Origin of the sequence: Geomicrobium sp. JCM 19038, from assembly GCF_000698125.1 — a bacterium.
In the GTDB taxonomy this organism is placed as follows: Bacteria; Bacillota; Bacilli; order Bacillales; family Marinococcaceae; genus Geomicrobium_A.
Genome location: NZ_BAXA01000006.1, coordinates 92,870 through 115,889, shown reverse-complemented (window position 1 = coordinate 115,889; position 23,020 = coordinate 92,870). Strand labels below are relative to the sequence as shown.

Here is a 23,020-nt window from a genome sequence, read left to right as displayed (position 1 = left end):
CAATTATGATAGATGAACTATCATTTTTAATTATACCCTTCGCTTTCCCTGCAGGCAATAATTTTGTACTCTACAATAAGGTATCGTTTGTAGTAAAGGAGATTATTATGACCACTAACGGAAAACGCATGCAAAATAAAACGAGACGTTATGAAAGCATCGTTCAAGCGGCTGAGCAGCTTTTTCTTGAGCGAGGATTTGATCGGGTGCAAATGCAAGAAGTTGCCGATAAAGCAGAAATAGGGGTTGCAACGCTATTTCGTTATTTTCCGAAGAAAGATCGCTTAATTGTTACTGTTGCAAGTTACAACCTTGAAAAGCACATTCACTCGTTTGAGTTCGTGGTGAACCAACAGACGACAGCTTTCGAGCGACTCGTAAAGATTTTTGATTTATTAACGATTCGAGAAGATGATACACTCACTCAGAGTGCCACGTTTCGTGAAGCATTTGAAAGCTATGCCTCGTTCTCAGACGAGCCTCTCGACACGATTGAGGAGTATATAGAGACGCAAAAACGCATCGCCAACCTCGTTATGCATCTTGTTGACGACGGGACAGAAGACGGTTCTTTTCGCCGTGACATTCCGATAAAAGAGGCGATTATTACCGCGGTTAACAGTTATGGAACGTTCGGAAGCAACATTACATTAAAGTCACCGATTACGTTTTTAGAAGAAGACATTGCCCCACACAAGCAACAAGAAATGCTCAAAGAAATGATACTTTCTTATGTACGTAGCGATTCATCCCCAATTTAGCCGACAGGATCAGGTTCCTGTCGGTTTTTTACGTGTTTTTCTCTGGAAAAACGGGAATCATAAACTGTGCTTGTGTTGATTTTGTGAAAGTAGGTTGTTTTATGCTGAAAAACTATGTGTTTCTCGTTACCGGAATTTTATTTTTCTCTTTATCTGTCACTTTGTTTGCGATGCCGAACAACCTTGCTGAGGGGGGAGTTCCAGGGTTGGCGCTTTTGCTTTACCATGGTTTCGGTCTCTCACCAGCGCTCGTAACGCTCGTTGCAAATGGAGTCACGCTATTAATTGGCTATCGCTATTTACCAAGGGATATGATTATTAAATCGCTCGTCACAATCCCGCTTTTCTCTTTATTCATTTACATATTTGAAGGTACAGGTCAGAGCATTCCGGATCCTATGCTTGCGGCGTTGTTCACAGGTCTCTTTTCTGGAATCGGTTTTGGATTTATCTTTCGATCTGGAAGTACGACTGGAGGCACCTCCACGATTGCTCGTATGCTCAATTACAAGTTCGGCTGGGAACTAACGGGGACAAATTTCGTATTAGATGCGCTCATTGTACTTTCAGGGGTATTTATCATCGGACCGTTAATGACGATGTATACGGTACTTGCATTGTTCGTCGGAAAAAAAGTGACAGATTACGTGCTTGAAGGCTTTGAGTCAAAGAAGGTTGTTCACATTTTCACGCCGAAAACGGTGGAAGTTGCGGAAGCGATTCGAACAAGCCTCGGATCGCATACGACAATTTTGAAAGGGACGAACGACCATGATAATTCAGAAGAAAACTTAATCTATGTTGCCATTCCTAAGCAACGTCTGTTTTACTTAAAGAAAATCGTTCGACAAGTAGATGAGAACGCGTTTACAGTCGTGCATACGGTTAAAGATGTGAGTGGGGGGAGTTTTAATGAAGCGCATGACCCTTCACAGAAAACGTTTCGAACGGAGCAAAAAGAACAACGATATTATGAAAAACAAGCGGGTCGAACGAACGTCTTTAAAGGGCGCTAGAGTTTCACTTGTTTTAGGTGGAGGTGCAATATGAAACAAGCCATATTCGTATTATTTGGGACGGCGCTTTGTGCGCTCTCTGTCACGGTGTTTGCCATGCCAAACCAAATCGCAGATGGCGGGATTTTGGGTATTGCTTTACTTTTGTTTTACGCATTTGGATGGTCTCCAGGTGTCATAACGTTTATTTCATTTATTTTGCTACAGCTTGTGAGTTTTAAGTTTTTACCGCGTAACATGTTCATGAAGACGATGATTAATGTTCCGCTGCTATCATTGTTTATTTTTATAACAGAGGGAATGGTAACAACCCCACTCGGTGATCCTCTGGTTGCTGCGATATTTGCCGGGCTTACGATGGGGATCGGATTCGGATTTATCATTCAAGCTGGGAGCTCAATTGGTGGTACGTCAACGATTGCCAGGTTACTCGCCCAACGTTACGAGTGGAATGTAATTTTAACGACGTTTATTATGGATGCAGTCATAGTGTTTGCCGGTGTGTTCATTATCGGCCCATTGTATACGCTCTATACGATCATTGCTTTGTTTATCGGTAAAGTCGCAAGTGACTATGTGATTGGTGGTTTTGACGCGAAGAAAGCCGTCACGATTGTTTCACCAGAGTATCGAGAAATTGCAAAGCGTGTCACCGTCAATATGACTTCTAGTGCGACGTATTTCAACGGTTCAGGGACGTTTACAGAAAAAGAACATTACATTTTGTATGTCGTTGTACCGAGCTACCGATTGCTCATGTTAAAGCGCCTCATCCGAGAAGTGGATCCGAATTCATTTGTTGTCGTTCACAACGTGAAAGACGTATCAGGCGGAACTTTCTTCGCTCCACCGGTAGAGACGACTGAAGAAGAGATCGAAGAAGAAGTCGAAGCATTGAGCGAAGACGAAAACTACGAAGAAACCAGAACATACCAGGGGGACAGACCCCCGGTAGAGTAAAGCGTTACCGCACTGGGGGACAGACCCCTGGTAGAGTAAAGCGTTGCCGCGCAGGGGGACAGACCCCCGGTGTAGTAAAGCATCACCGCGCAGGGGGACAGTCCCCGCGCGAATGTAAATTGTTTCAATTTTTTGTTTAGTGTTCGTTAATTCTATTGTATCTATGGGGGAATTTTTGTACTGTGAAGAAGACCCCTTTAGATCTATATAAAAATCCCACATGCCTTTGGGTGAAAGGAAGACAGCCTCTTTGGTACGAGAGGCTGTTTTTCTTTGTGTATACATGACACGTCATGTATGATTAAGTGACGTGTCATGTAAAAGGGAGTGAGATCATTTGAACGTACATATCATGCATACAGGGAAAGTGCAGATTGATCGAGCGTTAGCACTCAAAGAAAAGGGATGGCATCCAGCACCGTATACAGGTTGGTTGAGAAGTTCTAAGAAAATATGGGTACCTGTTTCTACATACTTAATTGAACATCAAAAAGGCCTTCTACTACTTGATACGGGGTGGCATGAAGCGATCCGAACGAATCAGCGAAAGCATTTAGGCACGTTAGCACATTCTATGTTTAAAGGTGTCTTGCCAGAAGGTGAGTCGATTCGAGAGTTATTGCAAACTCGAGGATACCGTGCGGAAGACCTCGACTACGTACTACTTAGTCATCTTGATGCAGACCATGTCAGCGGTCTAGGTCACGTGCAAGACGCATCATCTATTCTCGTTAGCACAGAGGAATGGACGGTTGCAAATCGAGGAATGCGTTATAATAAAACGATGTGGAAAGGCGCATCGCTCATTACGTTTGATTTTGAAGAGAGTGGTCTAGGACCTGTCGGTAGAAGTTATGATCTGTTTGGTGACGGCAGCGTTACACTCATCCATACGCCGGGTCATAGCCGAGGCATGTTCAGCGTTTTACTGAAAACGAGTCGTGCATCGATGCTGCTCGTGAATGATACAGGCTATTGTCCTCAGTCGTGGGAAGAATTGATCGTACCGGGGATTACGGTTGATGATCTGCAAGCAAAACAGTCATTGCGCTGGGTTCAGCAACAAGCAAGCGAAGTCGATTATGTATTTGCAAATCACGACACTACTATAAAGCCGATGACGATAACGTTGTAACGAAAGTGAGGAATTCGGTGCATTATCAACAAGAAGAACAATTTCGCTATCAGATTTTAGCGATGCAACGGGCGGGCAATCGTGAACTAACCGTTCAATTGAAAGAGTTAGATTTAACACCATCTCAAGCAGAAGTATTGACTGTGTTAAATGAACGCTCAATGCTTACACTAAAAGAAATTGGACAACATTTAATTTGTGAAACGGGCAGTCCTTCACGATTGGTAAATACGTTAGTGAAAAACGGGCTCGTTGAAGGCAAGACCGATGAACAAGATAAAAGGGCAAGAAGATATCGTCTTAGCAATCAAGGAAGACAAAAATGCACAGCAGTAAAACAGATTGAAGACCGGTTGTATAAACACATTCAATCAATTTACACAGAAGAAGAGTTGAACATCATGAATCAATTATTTACAAAATACATTGAGCAAACCGATTTTCATTCTGTCTTTAGAAAACGTTCGTTACATGAGGGTGATCCCGATTCGGGGGAATTATGATTTTAGCTACACTGTTACAAATCATTAGTTGGTGTTGTCTTTTATTAAGTGTGTATTTTTTCTTTCTGTTGTTGGCATATCCAGACGTAGCACTTTTACCATTCATCGCATTTTTTATGCTCGGCTTACTATCTCGCATTATCGTAAAAATCATTAAAAACGCAAAACATCGAGAGAGACCTTAATGTGGGTCTCTCTCGATTTGAATTGTACTTTTAGCAATGTGTAGAGAATCGTGAACGTACGTTTTTGCTTTATGGAGGACGTCGTCGTGAGTTGAGGGTTGATCTGAGTTGATTTTTAAATGGACAGTTAATTTCTCGATTCCAGAAGTAATCGTCCAAATGTGCAGATCACTGACAGTTGCAACCCCTTCAATCGAAAGCAATTCATTCTTAATCTCGCCGACATCAAGGTGAGCTGGCGTTCCTTCAAGTAAAACGTGAACGGTATCTTTTAATAATCGAAATGCTGATAGAGAAATCATCAGTGCTATAACAATACTTAAGATTGGGTCTGCGAAGTACCACCCTGTCGTTAAAATAATAATTCCGGCTACGACTGCAGCGACCGATCCGAGTGTATCAGACAACACATGTAAGTAAGCGCCGCGCATATTTAAATTGTTTTTCACATCTCCACGCATTAAAACAAACAACGCAGCAATGTTTGCAATAAGTCCGATAAAGGCAATCACAATCATTGCGCCACCCATGACGGCTTGTGGTTCAATAAATCGTTGTATTGCTTCACGGATTATAAAAAATGCAATAACGAGAAGCATGACGCTATTGAAGAGAGAGGAGAGCACTTCATAACGATGGTTACCAAATGTTCGTGTTGCCGTTGCCGCTTTACTGGCAAGTACGATCGCAAAGAAGCTGATAAGTAAATTGGAGAAATCGTTGAACATGTGCACGGCATCAGCAAGTAAAGCCAAGCTTCCCGTCCAAAGACCTCCAAAGAGTTGAATGATCATCCAACTACCTATAATGATCATGGCAAAGACTAAGTTTTTCTTATTTGCCTCACCGGTGGCATGATGATGATGGTGGTGATGTCCGTGACCGTGATGGTGATGATGGTGTCCCATAAGTGTAGCTCCTTTCTTAGTGTATTATATGATCATGTGTGCATGTAATGGGTATTGTGAAACGACGCAGAGGAAAAGAGCTTAGTCGTGCGTCGCATGCTGAATTGTTTTCTCGAGAATTTTTAATACATGTTCATCTTCTGGCGAGTAATAAATTGATGTTCCTGCCCGTCTGGATTTCACGAGCCGAAGGTTTTTTAGAAAGCGCAGTTGATGAGAAACCGTAGATTGACCGAGAGATAGATGTTCCACTATTTCGCCGACTGAGCATTCTTTTTCCGCTAATAAATGCAAAATCCTTATTCTCGTCGGATCGCCGAGTGCTTTGAACGTTTGAGATACGATAAATAGTGTTTCCTCATCAAGGTCTATGTATGAATGATCCATAAATCCACTCCCTTTATATGAGCATATGCTCATATTAGCATCTTCGGAATGTAAGTTCAAGACAAAATTATGGGGACAGTCCCCCAGTGCTTTAACGCAGTGGGGGACTGTCCCCGTCAATTATTGATAGTGCCTTGGTATTTCTTTTTTCCATGTTTTTTCGAAAACTAAGTCGTCGTTCAAAAATGCTTTCAGCGTATTTATTAAATAAAAGTATTGATCATCACAAGTCATGCTGCTGTCTGTATGAATTTCTGTTTGCCAATTTTCTCGACCAAGTGTTAATGCCCATGTACAATGTGCACTCGCAGATTGTGGGTCACCTTCACGTATCGTGTAGACATTTCGGTTCGTGCTCCCGTACTCAAGACCATTCGTGGGCAATTTTCGTTTTCCTTCATCAGAGAAATCGTCCAATGTCCAACGCTCCTCTAGGAGGTTGTAATCAACACGACGATCGCGTGATTCTTCTCGAAGAATTTCTTTAGGTAATACAGGAGCTGCTTCAGGCTTATCAAAAGGCCAGTCACCATCGGCTTTATGAGCGCCTCTGACCGCACAGGTAAATGTAGTTGCGTTCCTTTTCCTGTGTGAATCGTCACAACGGCTTCTTCTTTTGACGGCCAAGCATGAGGCCAATACGTTGGCGCAAGCGAGAGTTGTAGACGGTGACCTTTAGGAATCGTAATCCCTATTGCATTCAATTGAAGGTTAACTTGATACTCTTTTGCAGGTTCAAGTGCTACTGGATGTTCGTGGTCGTTAACATGATTTAAATTAAGCATGCCAAAACTAATCAACGTAGAGGAACCATCTGGAGCAACATCACAAAGCCGTGCTGCAAGAAGTGCATCTGGCTTTGTGCATGAAAATCGCACATCTACACTTGGTAAGCCTAATAATGACATTGGTTTAGTAAGAATATCAGTAGTAAAAGTAGTACTCAAGCCATTCTCCATCCGTTGATCTGAAGGCATATCTCCTGGTTGTCCGAATGGACACCAAACACCACTGTACAATCCATGCTGCTGAACGCTAGTCAAGGCAATGGGAGCTTCTTGAGTGTTCTCTCTTGTCAAATGGCCGCTTTTCGTCAATGAGAGGTGCTTCGTATTTGTACTGTTATGGTTCCAAGAATCTTCAAAGACCCATTTCCCAGGGCGCTCTTCGTAGTGAACGGCGGGTTCAACACTTTCTTGTAGCCAAGCAGTAAGCATCGGTTCATCCATCATGCCAGTATCGACACCTTTTAACCAATGATCCCACCAACGCACACATTTTTGTAAAAAACCAATTGAAGGACCTGGAATCGCGACTTCAGGATATTCATGAACCCATGGACCGATCAGTCCTTTTTTGGGCCCAGTGAAGTGCTCAAGTATTCGGAAGATGGCATTGGTGTAACCATCAGCCCAACCACCAACTGCAAAAACAGGAACAGTCATAGACTCGTAACTTTCATTTACAGAGCCTTGCTTCCAATAGTCAGTCCGATGTTGGTGAGTAAGCCAAGTTTCGACATAAGGAGGAGTCTTTTCAAGACGCTCAAGCCATTGTTCAAACCATGAATCTCCTACAACAGAAGGGTCTTGAGGTCTAGCATTGTAAGCAAACATTGTCGATGACCACCACAACATGTCGGAAGCTAAAATATTGCCTCCCATGTAATGAACATCATCTGCATAACGATCATCTGTCGAACAAAGTGAAATAACCGCTTTTAATTGCTTAGGCTGGTGTTTTGCAACTTGTAATCCATTAAAGCCACCCCATGACTTCCCAATCATTCCTACGTTGCCTGTACACCAAGTCTGCTGTTCAAGCCAATTCAAAATCTCAATCGCATCTTCTTGTTCTTGTGGTAAATATTCGTCATAGAGTATACCTTCTGAGTCACCAGTCCCACGAATATCAACACGAATACTGGCATACCCATGACCTGCGAAGTATGGATGTCGAATTGAGTCACGTATAGCGGTAAAGTCATTCTTGCGATACGGGAGGTATTCAAGGACTGCTGGGACAGGTTGATCGTAAGCATCTTTAGGCAACCAGATTTTTGCTGATAGTCTAATGCCATCTTTCATAGGAATCCAAATGTGCTCGATTACCTCAACTTCATGTGGATAGTTTTCTCTGATCGTAAGCTTAGAATCTCTTACGTTAAATACCATGATTAGCCTCCTTTAGGGAAATCTTTTTTTAATGAGCGAATGAGTGAAATTGTAAACAATAGATAAAGTACGACGACTGGAACAGCTACAATAACAGCTGAAGTTTGTACGACACGAAGCGCACCGACACTAATTAATGAGATTGCAAGTATAGAAAGAATGAATCCCCACACTACACGATGCCATCTTGCAGGTTCTTCCTCGTCTTTAAGTTCTTTGGTTGCGATTGAAGCGAGGACGTAGCTTGCTGAGTCCAAAGAAGTTGCCAAGAAAATAAAAGCTAGCACTACAAAGAAAATCATAACGATTGTACTTATAGGAAGTGATCGCAAGAGTTCTACGATAACGGCTTGTTCACCGTCATTCGCTAGTATGTTTGTAAGTGATAAGACATTGTTCGTTTCAAGGTGAATGGCATAGCCACCAAACACAGCAAAGTAAATCCAACTTCCAACGGTACCCCATAAAAGAATCGATAGGATGAGCTGTCTTATGGAACGTCCTCTAGAAATCCGTGCCACGAACAAGCCAATAAACGGTGCAGTTGCCGCAAACCATGCCCAATAGAATACCGTCCACATTTGTGGAAAACCACTTCCGCCATTTGGATCAGTATAAAAACTCATGTGGATAAAATTCTGGAACATGAGACCAAGACTATTTGTGAAATTTGAAAGAATAAATAATGTTGGACCCGCTATTAATATGAAAATGGCGAGAGCTAATGCTAGGTATACATTGATATCGCTTAATTTTCGAATGCCTTTGTATAACCCGAGTAGGCGCTGGCTGTAAATATAATGGTCCAAAATACAATGATTAAAATGCTCAATCCTAGTGATTGCTCGATGCCTAATAAATCACCGATTACCGCGGATACCATCGGTACCCCAAGTCCAAGTGAAGTACCTAGACCTCCTACAAGACTCCAAATCACGAGAATATCAATGATTTTTCCGAGCAAACCATATGAATGTTTGCCAAGGACTCCTTCGAGGGATGTGCTAATTTTCAATGAAGGTCTTTTTGAAACATAGAAGGAGTAAGCAATGGCAACAGTCGGTAATGCATAAAGTGCCCAGGCGGATAACCCCCAATGAAAGAGACCATATGTAACAGCCCAGTCTGCCGCTTCAGTACTTTCTGGAGTGATTCCAAATGGAGGACCTGTGTAATAGTAAATGGGTTCTAATACAGACCAAAACATAATGCTTGTTCCCATCCCCGAACAAAAAAGCATTGCCCCCCAACTAAACGTAGAAAACTCGGGTTTTCCTTCACCAAGCTTTACACTTCCATAAGGTCCGAAAGCAAGCCACCCTAAAACTATGAATAATCCGAAAGTTATAAACTGGAAAACCCAATCCATACGTGTTGTAATACCGTCCATTACTTCATTTAAGAAAGGTTCGGCTACGTCTTGGTTTAACACAAGAAGTAGTGAGGCGAGAACGATTACTACAATTGATGACCAAAAAATTAATGGATCAATTTTACTTCGATTCATCTAAACACCCTTTCAAGGAAAAATAATAGAGTCATTATATCGATTAATGTTATCATGATTATAATTTAATCATGATTATTATATGACCATGATTATATATGTGCTGATCTAGCTGGTCAACTGACAAGCTTCGTAAGTTTCGATTAAACTAGAGGTAGTGATGACTTCAGTAAGGGGTTTTGCATATGGATAAGAAAAATATTAAACGAAGAAGAATGTGGAAATATTTCATTGAAGCAACTGCTGAAATTATTGAAGATGAAGGTTATGACAATATAACAATTCGTAAGATTGCTGATAAAGCGGGATATAATAGTGCAACGATTTACAATTATTTTTCCGAATTGTCCCATCTGATCTTTTTTGCTTCAATGCGATTTATGAAGCCGTACACGACGTCATTTCTAGAAGCAATCAAAAAAGATGATACAGCAATTGGGCAATATTTACTTGGGTGGGAGTGTTTTTGTGATTATTCTTACCGTGAGCCGAGGTTGTTTCATACGGTTTTTATGATGAATATTGGAAGAGAACCTCAAGATTTATTTGAACAATATTATGACCTTTACGAAGCAGATATCATAGATTTCCCTGAAACGTTGAAACCAGCTCTTTACGAGAGGAACGTAGCAACAAGAGGAGAGGTTCTACTTGAGGCTGCTGCCAAAGAAGGGCATATTCATAAAGATCATATCGAAGCAATGACTCAAATGACGACGCTAATCTGGCAAGGAATGCTCATGAATATCTTAAATCAACGTACGAAGATGACAGCAGAAGAAGCGAAGCATGAAACAATGATTTATATAAGGAATGTCATCAATCAAAGCCATCATTTTGAAGGATAGACCCCCAGTGCTTTATTGCAGTTGGGGTCTGTCTCCAGTGCTTATGAGGGCATTGCTTGAATGAGTTGGTTGGCAGAGGTTGTCCAACCGAAAATTCCACCTTGTTGTGTAATCATATGCAATGCAGAGTGATGATCTTGGAGGTCGAATGCAGCTGTACCATCAGTAATAATGAGACAATTAAACCCTCGATCATTGGCTTCTCTAACGGTAGAATGCACGCATACATGGGTTGTCACTCCGGTTACTATAAGGTGAGTTATGTTATTTTCTCTTAGGGTTTCTTCAAGGTTTGTATTATAGAAGGCACCTTTACCAGGCTTTTGTATCACCCATTCAGATTCAATAGGCTTGAGTTTGTCGATGATCTCGTTCCCATACTCTCCAGCGATGAGAAGACGACCTAAAGGACCCTCACCCCCTATTTCGGCACCTTGTAAACGACTACGCTCTAGTTTAGATTTGTTACAGTCAGAAAGATCAGTAGAATGTCCTTCTTTGGTGTGGATTACCATTCCATTTAGTCTTCTGTAGCTTTGTAAGATTGCTTGAATGGGTTCGATACAAGACTGGATATTTGCTAGAGAGTTCCCCAACCTTTCTCCAAAACCTCCGGGCAACAAAAACTCATTTTGCATATCGATGATTAGTAGTGCAGACTTTTCAAACTCAAACTGGATTGAGTGGGGCTCGCTTTTCTTTACAACAATTTCAGACACTCGTTTCAGACTCCACAAGTACGGTATCAAAGAAAGAGTTATCTGTCGTGTTGTCTTCTACAGGCAGAAAAACGCTTATTTGTTCTGATGGTTTATTTCCAACGTTTCTAACTGAATGAACAACTTCTTTTGGAATAATAAAGGTGTCTCCTGCTTTATAAGGCACCCATTCACCATTTTTTAGAAGCTCAACTTCACCTGTTGTAATATGAATCACTTCTGCAACACTGTGATAATGCGGAACAACTTGTCCGCCGGGCTTTAAATGTTCTCGTAAAATAGAACTAACATTGACTTGAATGTTGTTTGCTTCTTCTGCAGAAAAAATTTCTTGATTGTACACGTCGATATGTTCTGTGAATTTGTTCCACTCTAGTGATTCATAAGTGTTTACTGATGCTTGTTTCATAGACTTATTGCCTCCTGTTTATTGGAATTTAATACTTTTATGACATGATCAGAATGACTTATACTGCCAAATACCCCACCTTGCATTTTGACCATATCAATAGCCGCATCATGATTGGATTTTTTGGTAGCACCTGTGCAATCTTCTAAAATGAGACACTCAAACCCTCGATCATTGGCTTCGCGCATCGTTGTGTGGACACAAACATCTGTCGTAATTCCTGTTAATATTAAATTTTTTATGCCACGGGTACGTAACACTAAATCAAGGTCTGTAGCATAAAAGCTTCCTTTACCAGGTTTATCGATAATTATTTCGCCTTGTAGAGGTTCAAGTTCAGGGATAATTCCCCAGCCTTTCTCACCTCGAACGAGAATCTTTCCTGCCGGTCCATGACTTCCAATTTCTGCTCCAATGTTTTTGCTTCTCCAACGTTTATTGTCGGGTAAGTCAGATAAATCTGGGCGGTGACCTTCACGAGTGTGAATAATCGTTAAGTCTTGTTCTCGATAAGCAGATAGCAAGCTTTTAATTGGTTGAATTGCTTTTCTTGTAAGAGAAAGATCATAGCCCATACGGTCAACATAACCACCTTCTCCACAAAAATCAATTTGCATATCAATAATAATGAGAGCCGTTTCTTCGAATGATAATTGACCATGATACGGCCAATTGTAAGGTTGAGCGTCGATGGTCATGTTCATCCTCCTAATTGTGTTAGTTCTTGTAAAATAACTTGTTTTGTATTCATTAAATGTTGGTATAACAAGTCAACAGATTGCGCTGCTTCTTTACGGTAGACTAAATAAATTAACTCGAGGTGTTCCTTATGAGAAATATCCAGAGTATGGTCAGTAGAACGTGAAACAACATAAAGGTGCATGTAGGCTTCAACTGATGACCATAAATTCTCTAAAGTTGACTGTAAGATTTTCGAATTTGCATATCGATATAATTGTAAGTGAAATTGTTTGTTAAGCTTTTGCCATTCTGTAGGTTGTTGACGCATACGATCCATGGCTGCAATAGTATTTAGCAATTCATCTTTCTCCTGATCACCAATATTGAACATGGCTTTTTCTACAGCCATAGCTTCAAGCTTGAATCGCATTTGAAAAATGTCCTCAACTTCTGAAGCTGTTAATTTTTTAATACGGATTGTTTTTTTATTGATAGTGATAAGGTCTTGAACGTGTAAGCGTGTCATCGCTTCACGTACAGGCATCATACTTACATTGTAGTTATGCGCAACCTTTCGAAATGAAAGTTTTTCTCCAGGTGTTAAGACACCGGTGATAATATCTTCTTTAAGCTTCGAATAAATTTCGTCGGACTTTCTTTTGCTTATCTTTTCCATGCCCACTCCTTTTGTGATCACATTTTAAGTTAGTTTATAGTCAGTTTTACAGGTTCTCAATTGATTTGTGACATTCTCTAACATGGATTTTTGGTGATAGTTTGTAGTCTGATCAATAGTATGATAAAAAAACTGTTAGACAAACTTACACAATTAAACAGAAGAATTAACGAAGATGCTATAGTCAGTCTCATAAATTGTGATCACAAAATAGGAGGCTACAATGGCTGAAAAAGCAGAAGAAAGACATGATCAAGCAGTTCCGAAAGACCAACGTGAACCTCTGTACAAACCGTCACTCATATGGCTAGGCTTTGCTGTAAGTTTCATGAGTTTTTGGGTTGGAGGAGAAATTGAACAAGCCTTAGGGATGCCGAATGCACTTTTTGCTATTCTTGCAGGAAGCATTGTGCTAGTCATTTTTTCTGGTTTTATTGCAGTTATTGCAGCCCGGACAGGTTTTTCTTTTCCTATGATGGTAAAAGCAACTTTCGGAGTTAAAGGGGCATGGATTCCAATATTAATTATGGCGCTAATCGTAAACGGCTGGTTTGCATATCAGCCTTGGTTAATGGCAGATCTTATTGGAGTGCTTTGGAATGGTATTACTTTTATATGGGGGCTTATATTTGGATTATTATTCTTATTATCGGCCTTGTCTTATCGACTTATGTTGTATCTGCGTTATTTAGCTTTACCGGCAATTGCATTGCTTGCGCTTTACTTAATTTTTGTCATTGTTGTACCTGCTGGAGCGGATGCTTGGACGAGTACACCAGCAGTAGAACAACCATTTAGTGTTGGAATGAGTATAGCTCTAGGGTTGTTTATTGTTAGTGGAACGATGACAGGTGATATTGTTCGTTATGCTAAAAATAGTCGACATGCAATTATAGTTACATGTATTGCGTTTTTCTTAGGGAATTGTGGTGCTTTATCTTTAGGAGCGCTCGCAAGTTCTGCAGCCCCTGGAATTGATACGTATTTCGGTATGACAGCGATACTTGGTGGAGTTCCGGTTGTAATTGCAGTATGTCTGAGTAACTGGTCGACGTCTGATAGTTGTCTGTATAATGCGACAATGGGGTATGCGAATTTGAGTAGCAAAATAAAATGGAAGCATTCTGTGATTTTCGGTGGAGTACTAGGGGCGTTTGTTGCTGCTACGGGTGTTATATCTAATTTGCAAGCATGGATGGATTTATTAGGGATCATCGTCCCGCCAATTGGTGCTGTAATTATTGCAGAGTATTATTTAAATTCACGATTAACTGGTTCATACAATCCAATGCGTTCTGGAGTCAATGTCGCTGCATTAAGTTCTGCAGGTGCTGGAGCGGTATTGTCATTACTTTCACTCCAGTTTTATCCGTTTATACCAAATGCGGTTGTAGGAATCGTTTCCGCATTCTTCATCTACGCATTATATTCTAAGGTAACGTTAACAAAAGCAATTCCAGAAGGGGACAGTCCCCCGGCACTTTAACGCAGTGGGGGACTGTCCCCTGAGATTTCCTCCGAAAGTATTTGAAGCCCTGATCGTAGTTGATCGTTGGTACAGTAAGCGAATGAAATTCGTAAACTATAGTATCTCGAGGACTGTACACGTAACCAGGATTGATTAGGACGTTACGTTTGAGCAATCTAAGAAAAAGCGATTTAGTCACGATTGGCTCTTTAAATGTTACCCAAATATAGAATCCTCCTTTTGGACTTTTCCACTGGGCATCATTTGATAAATAGGTCTTCAATAATTGTTCTGTATAAGCGGCTCTCTTACTTAGTTGGTTGCGTAGTTGTTGAATATGATCGTCATAGTCATCTGATGAAAGCAGTCTTGTTACGATGTGTTGTGAAAGTGCGTTGCTACCATAATCAAGCTGCATCTTCACATCAGCGAGACGCTCGATAACTGGTGTTGGTGCAACTACCCAGCCGATGCGTAATCCTGGGCTTATAGTCTTTGAAATACTACTTATGTAGATAACTTGGCCTGTAGTGTCCATGGATTTTAATGCTTTTGGAGACGGTTCAAATGAAAGGTCATGATACACATCGTCTTCAATGATCGGAATTCCTCGTTTGCTTGCATCTTGAAGAAGTTGTATGCGTTCATGTTCATTCATCGTTTGCCCAGTAGGATTATTTAACGTTGGAATTGTGTATAAAATCCCATTCTTTAACCGATTTATAGGGGTTTCTAAAGGTGTTGCCTGCAGCGACGGAATTGAAGGAATGTAAGAAGGGGCACCAAAATAAAGATGAGAGCCTTGTTCTAACAATCCTAATGAAATGAGCTGTAATGCTTGCAGCGCTCCAGAAACAATTAAAACCCCATCTTTAGACGTTACAATCCCACGCTTTTTTAACCTCTGAACGATCGTTTCACGCAATGCTTCATTTCCTTTTGGTTCTGAATAGCCGAAGTCAATGTTTGTTAAGTAAGATGTATGCATCAGTCGTTGCAATCGTGCTGTGGGAATTAGTTCAGGTGACAATTCCCCTGTACCAAGACGGATGACATGTTTCTTTGATTCATACTCGTTAATGAGTTGAATCGTATGTACATTGGCTTCTACATGCGAATTTGTCATGCGACCACGCCAATCCACTGGTCGGTTGTGATAAATGGTCGAAAACGGTTGCTTTACAAAAACGCCACTTCCTTGACGACTTTCTAATACGTCTTCAGCTTTCAATTCATCAAGAGCTTCGACTACGGTCGATCGGTTAACATGAAGCAATTCTGCGAGTGCCCGTTGTGAGGGCAGTTTTGTACCTGCTGGCCATTCATTCTGATCTATTTTTCTTAGAATCCAAGCCATCAATTGTTCAACAAGAGTTTTACTTGAATGTTTTGATATCTTATCGCTCATCGTTATCTCCTCAAAAGAATTGGTTGGCTAAAATACACTTGGAATTGGTCCTACAGTTCATGGTAGGAACAAGTTACTGTTAAGTCAAAAGGGGGTGGCATGAGTTGCTACAAGCGTTTCTGCACGGACTTATATTATCAATTGGATTGATCTTGCCGATGGGTCCACAAAATTTATTTATATTTAGCCAAGGTGCAAATCAACCTCGATTTAAACAAGCCATACCTGTCGTTGTAACCGCTGGGATTTGTGACTTAATTTTAATTAGTCTAGCGATCATAGGAATATCTGTGATGATTATGGCTATTCCGATTTTACAAGGATTATTGTATCTCGTAGGGTTTGTCTTTCTACTTCTAATTGGAAGATCGATCTGGCGTACTCCACGTGTGAAAGATCAAGAAGTGAAGGCGTTATCCAAGCGTAAACAAATCACCTTTGCCATTTCAGTATCGTTATTAAATCCTCACGCCATTATGGACACTGTAGGTGTGATTGGAACGAATGCGGTTGTTTACGAATTATCATCTGAGCGTTGGGCTTTTTGGTTTTCTTGCGTACTCGTCTCTTGGGTTGCATTTTTTGCCTTAGCTGTTGCGGGACGGTTGCTAAGACGACTCGATCAAAGCGGGAAAGCATTACATATCATTTATAAACTGTCTGCACTGTTCATTTGGAGTGTAGCGATCTACTTGCTCGTTAACGGCTTTCGTGCACTATCGTGACGGGGGACAGTCCCCTGGCGCTCTAACGCAGTGGGGGACTGTCCCCGATGAGGCCGTGGTTTGTGAATTGGTGGATGAGGGCGGCGATTTGTTCTGGTGTTTCTTGTCTGCCGTTCTCAAGCCAACGTTCAATGACAGCGATACTCCCGCTAATTACGAGCAGTGGGATGTACTCTGATAGTTGCCCTTTTAGGTGAAGTTCGTCATTAAATTTATCTAATATAACAGGCAATAGTAAATCCATCACACGCTTTTTAAAATTCATATCCCCATGCGAGCTCAATAAAACCTCACACACATCGAATTTCTCTTCAATGTACTGCAAAGCCCGCTCTGTCATTTGCAGCGATTCTCGTTCAGTCCCGAAATTAAACTCTGTTAGTGTATGCTCCATGTCAAAGATGATATCCTCACCGATTTTCTCAAGTAAGTCGAAGTGGTTGTCATAATGACTATAAAACGTCGACCGATTTACATCCGCCGCCTCACACAATTCTTTGACAGTAATCGAAGTAATCGGTTTTTGTTTGAGTAGTTCAACTAAACATCCTTTTAACGTCGATTGCGTATATTTCTTTCGTCGATCCATTTTCTGTTCTCCTTATTAAATCGTTAACCAACACGATAGCTATAATTGTTGAAAAACTAACAAATAGTAAGCAACTGTGTGTTGTTTTCCCAACACCGTGTTTATATAATGATAAAGATATTTTTTGTAACGTCAACAGAAATAAGGTGGATGGGATGTTTAACGAGAAGATTATACAACATCGTCGGGCGATCGTCATTGTGTTTGCGATTCTAACTGTATTGTCAGTAATCGCACAATTTTTTGTGTCGGTTAATTACAATATGGCAGATTACATGCCAGACGAAGCGCCATCAACAAAGAGCCAAGAAGTAATGGAAGAAGAATTCACGGCCTCAATCCCTAATACGAACGTACTCGTGCAAGATGTAACGTTACAAGAAGCACTTCACTATAAAGAGCGTTTACATACCATTGAAGGGGTCACCGACGTCATGTGGTTAGATGACGTTTTAGACGTTGTCATTCCTCTTGAATTTATTGATGACAGTATCGTGGAGACGTATTATAAAAATCACGATGCGCTTTACTCACTAACGATTGAGCTTGGTTATGAAGTCGATGCAATCGAAGAGATTTATGAGGTGATTGGAGAGGGAAACGCCGTATCAGGTGAGGCGGCCAATACCGCAACGTCTCAAACGATGGCAACGACTGAGACGGTATTTGCTGCGTCATTTCTAATTCCAATTATTTTGCTGTTTCTCATTGTGTCGACCAAATCATGGATTGAACCGGTCTTTTTCTTAACTGCGATTGGTGTCTCAGTCCTAATGAATCTTGGTACGAACATTTTTATCGGTGAAATCTCGTACGTAACCCAGTCCGTAGCTCCCATTTTACAACTTGCTGTGTCTTTAGATTATGCGATCTTTTTACTCCACAATTTCTCTGATGAATTAAAGCGCGGTCATAAGCCGGAGACGGCGATGTCAAAAGCAATGAAATCATCGTTCCCAGTCATTACGATGAGCGCACTAACGACGTTCTTCGGGTTTATGACGTTAATGCTGATGGATTTTGAAATTGGTTCAGACCTCGGTTTTAATTTAGTAAAAGGAATTGCCTTTAGTTACTTAGCAGTCATTGTGTTCTTACCAGCATTAACGTTAATCGGTTACCGGTGGATGAAGAAGACGGAGCATCGTAACTTCGTGCCGAGCTTTGAAGGAATCGGCGCTAAAATTCTGAAGCTTAGAATCCCTGCTCTTATCCTCGTTTTAGCGTTAATCGTACCAAGCTTCCTTGCACAAAGTAGCACATCATTTACGTATGGATTAGGTGAATTGCCTCTTGATACCCGTGCAGGTGCGGATGCAAAACAAATCGAGGAAACGTTTGGAGAGTCGACACCGATGGTTGTGCTCGTGCCAAACGATGATATTGCAAAAGAGGAAGCCCTTGCGAAGTCATTGGAACAGTTGCCCCATGTGGATTCCGTCATGTCGTATGCAACAGCCGTTGGAAGCTTAATCCCGTCTGAATTTCTTAGTGAACAAGTGACAAGTGATTTCTTCTCGGAAAATTACAGTCGGATCATGGTGTTCACCAATGCAGGTGTTGAAGGGGAAGCGGCATTTGAGCTCGTTGAACAAACGAGAGAACTTGCTACTGCCTATTACGGTGACAATGTTCATACGCTTGGGGAAAGTGTCGCGCTCTACGACATGAAAGATGTTGTAACAGACGACAACACGATTGTAATGACGATGACAGTGGCAACGATCGCACTAATTTTAATGATCGCCTTTCGATCTTTTTCTATCCCGATCGTACTTCTCGTAACGATTCAAGCATCGGTATGGATCAATTTATCGATTCCGTATTTTACGAACGATTCGCTCGTATTTATCGGATATTTGATTGTAAGTACGGTTCAACTCGCGGCAACGATTGACTATGCAATCTTAATTATGGAGACGTACAAACATCACCGGACGACAATGCCGAAAGTACCAGCGATGAAGAAGTCATTAGATGAAAAGGTGTTTCCAGTCACCATTTCAGCAGGGATTTTATCAAGTGTTGGGTTTGTGCTGTGGTTCGTTTCCTCAAATCCAACGGTCGCTTCAATTGGCTTATTACTCGGACGCGGGGCTGCCATTGCATTTTTACTCGTGATTTTCTTCTTGCCAGCCATCACATTGTTAAGTGATCGCTTTATAAAAAAGACAACGTACCGAGCGAACTTTTATGAGGGGGAAAAAGAATGAAACGAATGCTAGCTGTGTCACTTGCAACCGTGCTTGTCATGCATCCACCATTATTATGTCAGCAAGCAGTATTGACGAAGGTGTTACGTCAACTGTTTCCAGTGAAGGCGTTATTGAGCAAAAAGATGAAGTTGTCTACGCAAATCTTCGTGCAGACGGCGTAGCTCAGGAACTGTATATCGTTAATGCCTTGCATCTCGAGACACCGGGTGAGGTAACTGATTATGGGGCGTATGATGAATTAATCAACTTAACGGATACGAGTACCATCCAACAACTTGCAAACGAAACGATCCAGATTGAGGCCACAGACGAGACGTTTTATTATCAAGGCAATTTAAAGCAAAACGTTGCTCTACCTTGGGAGTTTGAGATCACGTATACATTGAATGATCAACCGATTGACGGTCAATCGCTCATTGGAAAAAGTGGAGACGTAAAGATTCAAATCGATGTAAAACAAAATGAAGATGTAGAGCCTGAGTTCTTTGAAAACTACATGATGCAAATTACCGTTCCGTTTTCTAATGCCCAGTTTAGCGATATTCAAGCAGAAGGGGCGACCATTGCTAATGCGGGGCAAGATAAACAAGTGGTGTTTACCGTGATGCCTGAAACAGAAGAAACAGTTACGGTTCAAGCAACAACGTCACAATTTGAATTAGAAGGCATTCAAATGAGTGGTATGCCTTCATCCGTTGCCATTGATCCGCCTGACACAGAGGAGCTAACTGGAGAGTTCGAATCGTTAACGGGTGCGTTAGTGCAGTTGAACGACGGGATTGGTGATGTACATTCTGGGCTTGTTGAATTTACAGACGGATTAAATCAACTGGAATCGGGTTCAAGTGAGTATGCTTCGGGAATTCAAGAAACAGCAAATGCTGGCTCAGAGTTGAGAGCGGCGTCTTCAGAAATTAATGATGGACTTCAAACGCTACAAAGCGGACTCTCGGGGCAATCAGATCTAGAAATCGATATTGATGGGAATATGTTTGGAGCGTTAGAAGAACTAGCGGACGGGTTGTCAGAAATTAATGGGGCGCTTTCAACTGTACGTACGGGTTATGATGGCATGAATGATGCACTTAACACCGCAGTTCAGTCGATTCCAGACGAGGGAATTCCAGAAGAGGAGCTTGGTCAATTAATGCAAGAGAACCCTGATTCACAAGCGCTTGGGCAATTGGTTCAATTCTACGAAGGTGCCCAACGTGTAAAGGGAACTTATGCGGAAATTGAATCTGGACTTTCTTCGACCTCACAAGCGCTTCAAGAACTTGAAAGATCTGTTGAAGACGTGGAGTCAGGACTGCGACAATTCGCAAAGGCTGCTTCAAGTGAGCTTGGAAACATCGATGTAGGAGACGGGCTACAATCGCTAACTGATGGGATTGATCAATTGGCAAATCAGTATGGAATGTTCCACGAAGGCTTAGTGATTATACGAGTGGTGTTGAACAATTATCGAGTGCGTATGGTGAGTTGAACAGCGGAATAGCCGAATCTTCTTCGGGTGCTAAGGAACTTGCAACCGGTACGGAAAGCTTATCCAATGGCATGACAGAGTTAACGAATGCGACCGAAGAAATTCCAGAGCAAATGCAAGAAGAAATCGATGAGATGATCTCTCAATATGATAAATCGGATTACGAGGCCATTTCTTTTAGTTCAGAGCAGAACAACGAGTACATCAATAGCGTTCAATTTGTTGTGCAAACAGAGAGTTTACACATTCCTGATGATGAACAAGAAGAGGCAGTTGAACAAGAGCCGAGCATGTGGCAACGCTTTTTACAATTGATCGGATTGTAAGGACTGTAAGGACGAATTCTTTGAATTCGTCCTTTTTACTTGTAAATAAAAGAATAATGAATGACAAGATGCAAGAACGGGAATAGAACTAATGAAAGGAATGATTCATATGTTTCGTAGAATTTTTGCCTCAGTCGTCACAACGGTTGTCATCGCGGTCGTCAATCGTTTAGTGAACAAATTCATTCTTAAAAAGATGTAATAAAAGCCCATGAGAATGGCTTTTATTATTACTCAATAATAAATAATGAGACGCCGGTGTCAGTTACTGAACGATGAGAGTTTTGTTCATCACTCACATGAAGCGTCTGACCAGCTTCTACCTCTCGGCGTTTGCCGTCTTTTGTTTCCATAATATAAGTTCCTTCAAGAACATGAATAATATGTCCTTTTTCACACCAGTGATCAGCGATGTAGCCTTTGGAATAGGTCACCTTGGCTAAGGTAATTTTGTTTAATTGAATGTCTTTACGTGTGCCGTGCCTTTGGTACCTTGAATGGTCTCCTCAGTAATGGAAGCCCAGTCTACGACATCGAAAGGAATTTCTTGAATAATCATCGTGTCACCTCGTCAGAATTTTTTGTTAATAAAACAAGTATAAGTTGAACTCGCGCTACTGTCCAAATATAGATGCTAGATAGGCATTCATTCCTAGTTCGAACTGACGTAATCCTCTACTTTCATCGGTGTCGAATTGTGTTGTGTGAATGCGTACGCTATGGTTGAGTTGGTCATAAAGAAGGGGGTACATATGCTTCAAGAACAAGACATCAAGAATGTAAAAGAGACGGCTTTTGTATTTAAAGAGTATGGAAGAGAAATTGGTGAGCGTTTCTATGAAACGCTGTTTGAACAACATCCAGAACTGCATAACTTTTTTAATGAAGCGAATCAAAAACGAGGCATTCAACAAAGAGCACTTATGGACAGTGTGTACAAAGCGGGTATTCACATCGATGAATTAGAATCACTAGGACCAATGATTACACACGTTGCAGAGAAGCACCGAGCGTTAGGTGTGCAACCTGAACATTATGAAGTTGTCGGTACCATTCTTTTGCAAACGGTTCGTGATGTACTCGGCACGAATGTGACAGGCGACGTACTCGAGAGCTGGGGAAAAGCTTATGCGAGTATTGCAGCCCTTTTTATTGAGGCAGAGCGACAGTCGTATGAACAAGTTGCAGAAGCTAGAGGCGGTTGGACAGGGAATCGTGCATTTTACGTAACCAATCGAGTTCAAGAGACAGCTGAAGTGATCTCTCTATATATGAAGCCAGTGGATCACGAACCACTTCCTCCATTTTTGCCTGGTCAATATGTGACACTTGAAATGGAGATTGACGAAGCGTCAAATGTTCATAAACGGCATTACAGTCTCTCTAAGGTTTCTGATGAGAATGAATTTCGAATAACGATTCAACATGAACCTGGAGCTGTATCCTCTCATATCCATAACAATATCGTTAAAGGAAGTCAGTTACAGTTGGCAGCACCAGCTGGAGCATTTTCGGTCGTGAACGCTGAAAGACCAGTTGTATTCATAAGTGAAGGAATTGGGTTAACGCCACTAGTCAGTATGCTTCAATCACAAATTGCCAATAGTCAAGCGGTCACATGGATTCATGCAACAAAAAGTTGTGACACCCACATTCTAAAAGAGGAAATAGAATCAATTCTTTTTGAATCAGAACAGGCAACAAAGCATATTTCTATACAGAAACGGCTGCTCAAGATGCTGAGCCGTTTGTATATGAAGGTGCGATTGATTCTAGTAGGCTTAGGAACATGATTCAATATCATAATAGCGATGTGTACGTTTGCGGATCAACACAATTTTTACGTACAATTTCTCAATCTTTGGAGGAAATCGGGATCCCTAAAGACCAACGTTATTACGAAGGATTTCGCCCACAAGCGATGTCACTCTAA

The 23,020-nt window shown here is 41.3% G+C and carries 24 protein-coding genes and 1 pseudogene; 13 read left to right on the top strand and 12 right to left on the bottom strand.

Annotation, left to right across the window (positions count from 1 at the left end; all coding sequences use genetic code 11):
• Nucleotides 1-107 precede the first annotated feature (107 nt).
• The 5 genes from JCM19038_RS09570 (at nt 108) to JCM19038_RS20715 (ending at nt 4,375) form a co-directional block, all read left to right on the top strand.
• Nucleotides 108-761 carry a TetR/AcrR family transcriptional regulator gene (locus tag JCM19038_RS09570; RefSeq protein ID WP_042417210.1) on the top strand — a complete coding sequence of 218 codons (654 nt, stop codon included), beginning with the start codon at nt 108-110 and terminating at the stop codon, nt 759-761.
• Nucleotides 762-862: 101 nt separating this feature from the next.
• Nucleotides 863-1,777, top strand: coding sequence for a YitT family protein (locus JCM19038_RS09565; protein ID WP_238554363.1), 915 nt, complete (start codon nt 863-865; stop codon nt 1,775-1,777).
• Between the two features lie 30 nt (nt 1,778-1,807).
• Nucleotides 1,808-2,737 carry a YitT family protein gene (locus tag JCM19038_RS09560; protein ID WP_042417208.1) on the top strand — a complete coding sequence of 310 codons (930 nt, stop codon included), beginning with the start codon at nt 1,808-1,810 and terminating at the stop codon, nt 2,735-2,737.
• A 337-nt stretch (nt 2,738-3,074) separates the two neighbouring features.
• Entirely contained in the window at nt 3,075-3,872 is a 798-nt protein-coding gene (locus JCM19038_RS09555; protein ID WP_052361375.1) for an N-acyl homoserine lactonase family protein, read from the top strand.
• Between the two features lie 17 nt (nt 3,873-3,889).
• On the top strand, nt 3,890-4,375 hold the full coding sequence (locus JCM19038_RS20715; protein ID WP_052361372.1) for a MarR family winged helix-turn-helix transcriptional regulator: 486 nt from the start codon (nt 3,890-3,892) through the stop codon (nt 4,373-4,375).
• Nucleotides 4,376-4,556: 181 nt separating this feature from the next.
• On the opposite strand, the gene JCM19038_RS09540 is transcribed toward JCM19038_RS20715, so the two are convergent.
• From JCM19038_RS09540 to JCM19038_RS09525, 5 genes and pseudogenes are all read right to left on the bottom strand, one after another.
• Entirely contained in the window at nt 4,557-5,468 is a 912-nt protein-coding gene (locus tag JCM19038_RS09540; protein WP_042417201.1) for a cation diffusion facilitator family transporter, read from the bottom strand.
• A gap of 81 nt (nt 5,469-5,549) precedes the next feature.
• Nucleotides 5,550-5,855, bottom strand: coding sequence for a metalloregulator ArsR/SmtB family transcription factor (locus JCM19038_RS09535; RefSeq protein WP_042417198.1), 306 nt, complete (start codon nt 5,853-5,855; stop codon nt 5,550-5,552).
• A 120-nt stretch (nt 5,856-5,975) separates the two neighbouring features.
• Entirely contained in the window at nt 5,976-6,272 is a 297-nt protein-coding gene (locus JCM19038_RS23575; RefSeq protein WP_238554362.1) for a hypothetical protein, read from the bottom strand.
• Nucleotides 6,273-6,286: 14 nt separating this feature from the next.
• Nucleotides 6,287-8,029 carry a CocE/NonD family hydrolase gene (locus JCM19038_RS09530; protein ID WP_238554361.1) on the bottom strand — a complete coding sequence of 581 codons (1,743 nt, stop codon included), beginning with the start codon at nt 8,027-8,029 and terminating at the stop codon, nt 6,287-6,289.
• A gap of 2 nt (nt 8,030-8,031) precedes the next feature.
• Nucleotides 8,032-9,536 (bottom strand): annotated as a pseudogene (locus JCM19038_RS09525) (BCCT family transporter).
• A 185-nt stretch (nt 9,537-9,721) separates the two neighbouring features.
• On the opposite strand from JCM19038_RS09525, the gene JCM19038_RS09520 reads away from it, so the two are divergent.
• Nucleotides 9,722-10,384 carry a TetR/AcrR family transcriptional regulator gene (locus JCM19038_RS09520; protein WP_042417195.1) on the top strand — a complete coding sequence of 221 codons (663 nt, stop codon included), beginning with the start codon at nt 9,722-9,724 and terminating at the stop codon, nt 10,382-10,384.
• A gap of 41 nt (nt 10,385-10,425) precedes the next feature.
• Here JCM19038_RS09520 and JCM19038_RS09515 read toward each other — a convergent pair whose 3' ends face one another.
• The 4 genes from JCM19038_RS09515 to JCM19038_RS09500 are packed head-to-tail and all read right to left on the bottom strand — an operon-like array spanning nt 10,426 to nt 12,869.
• Nucleotides 10,426-11,103, bottom strand: coding sequence for a cysteine hydrolase family protein (locus JCM19038_RS09515; RefSeq protein ID WP_042417192.1), 678 nt, complete (start codon nt 11,101-11,103; stop codon nt 10,426-10,428).
• Nucleotides 11,096-11,512 (bottom strand): cupin domain-containing protein, encoded by a 417-nt coding sequence (locus JCM19038_RS09510; RefSeq protein WP_042417189.1) that lies wholly within the window; start codon nt 11,510-11,512, stop codon nt 11,096-11,098. Before JCM19038_RS09510 ends, JCM19038_RS09515 begins: the two co-directional genes overlap by 8 nt.
• Entirely contained in the window at nt 11,509-12,210 is a 702-nt protein-coding gene (locus JCM19038_RS09505; protein WP_042417186.1) for a cysteine hydrolase family protein, read from the bottom strand. Before JCM19038_RS09505 ends, JCM19038_RS09510 begins: the two co-directional genes overlap by 4 nt.
• A 2-nt stretch (nt 12,211-12,212) precedes the next feature.
• A complete protein-coding gene (locus JCM19038_RS09500; RefSeq protein WP_042417183.1) occupies nt 12,213-12,869 on the bottom strand; it encodes a GntR family transcriptional regulator in 657 nt (218 codons plus the stop codon).
• Nucleotides 12,870-13,092: 223 nt separating this feature from the next.
• Here JCM19038_RS09500 and JCM19038_RS09495 point away from each other — a divergent pair, with 223 nt between their 5' ends.
• Nucleotides 13,093-14,355: a cytosine permease gene (locus JCM19038_RS09495; protein WP_042417180.1), complete on the top strand. Its 1,263-nt coding sequence runs from the start codon at nt 13,093-13,095 to the stop codon at nt 14,353-14,355.
• On the opposite strand, the gene JCM19038_RS09490 is transcribed toward JCM19038_RS09495, so the two are convergent.
• Complete coding sequence (locus JCM19038_RS09490; protein ID WP_052361369.1) at nt 14,300-15,745, bottom strand: PLP-dependent aminotransferase family protein; 1,446 nt, start codon at nt 15,743-15,745, stop codon at nt 14,300-14,302. The genes JCM19038_RS09495 and JCM19038_RS09490 overlap by 56 nt on opposite strands.
• A 104-nt stretch (nt 15,746-15,849) precedes the next feature.
• Here JCM19038_RS09490 and JCM19038_RS09485 point away from each other — a divergent pair, with 104 nt between their 5' ends.
• Entirely contained in the window at nt 15,850-16,470 is a 621-nt protein-coding gene (locus tag JCM19038_RS09485) for a LysE/ArgO family amino acid transporter (protein WP_152549392.1), read from the top strand.
• A gap of 22 nt (nt 16,471-16,492) precedes the next feature.
• On the opposite strand, the gene JCM19038_RS09480 is transcribed toward JCM19038_RS09485, so the two are convergent.
• Nucleotides 16,493-17,059 (bottom strand): TetR/AcrR family transcriptional regulator, encoded by a 567-nt coding sequence (locus tag JCM19038_RS09480; protein WP_042417178.1) that lies wholly within the window; start codon nt 17,057-17,059, stop codon nt 16,493-16,495.
• A gap of 155 nt (nt 17,060-17,214) precedes the next feature.
• Here JCM19038_RS09480 and JCM19038_RS09475 point away from each other — a divergent pair, with 155 nt between their 5' ends.
• From JCM19038_RS09475 to JCM19038_RS20710, 3 genes are read left to right on the top strand one after another with little or no spacing between them, the layout of a single operon-like run.
• The gene (locus tag JCM19038_RS09475; protein WP_042417175.1) at nt 17,215-19,272 is read left to right on the top strand and encodes an RND family transporter; all 2,058 of its coding nucleotides are present in this window, start codon (nt 17,215-17,217) and stop codon (nt 19,270-19,272) included.
• Nucleotides 19,253-20,761, top strand: coding sequence for a hypothetical protein (locus tag JCM19038_RS09470; RefSeq protein WP_052361363.1), 1,509 nt, complete (start codon nt 19,253-19,255; stop codon nt 20,759-20,761). The genes JCM19038_RS09475 and JCM19038_RS09470 overlap by 20 nt, the downstream gene beginning before the upstream one ends.
• The gene (locus tag JCM19038_RS20710; protein WP_052361362.1) at nt 20,758-21,087 is read left to right on the top strand and encodes a hypothetical protein; all 330 of its coding nucleotides are present in this window, start codon (nt 20,758-20,760) and stop codon (nt 21,085-21,087) included. The genes JCM19038_RS09470 and JCM19038_RS20710 overlap by 4 nt, the downstream gene beginning before the upstream one ends.
• Nucleotides 21,088-21,317: 230 nt before the next feature.
• Here JCM19038_RS20710 and JCM19038_RS22810 read toward each other — a convergent pair whose 3' ends face one another.
• Entirely contained in the window at nt 21,318-21,521 is a 204-nt protein-coding gene (locus JCM19038_RS22810) for a DHCW motif cupin fold protein (protein ID WP_238554360.1), read from the bottom strand.
• A gap of 318 nt (nt 21,522-21,839) precedes the next feature.
• Here JCM19038_RS22810 and JCM19038_RS09465 point away from each other — a divergent pair, with 318 nt between their 5' ends.
• Both JCM19038_RS09465 and JCM19038_RS22805 read left to right on the top strand, forming a co-directional pair.
• Nucleotides 21,840-22,880 carry a globin domain-containing protein gene (locus JCM19038_RS09465; RefSeq protein ID WP_052361361.1) on the top strand — a complete coding sequence of 347 codons (1,041 nt, stop codon included), beginning with the start codon at nt 21,840-21,842 and terminating at the stop codon, nt 22,878-22,880.
• Nucleotides 22,877-23,020: a hypothetical protein gene (locus tag JCM19038_RS22805; protein ID WP_193745098.1), complete on the top strand. Its 144-nt coding sequence runs from the start codon at nt 22,877-22,879 to the stop codon at nt 23,018-23,020. Before JCM19038_RS09465 ends, JCM19038_RS22805 begins: the two co-directional genes overlap by 4 nt.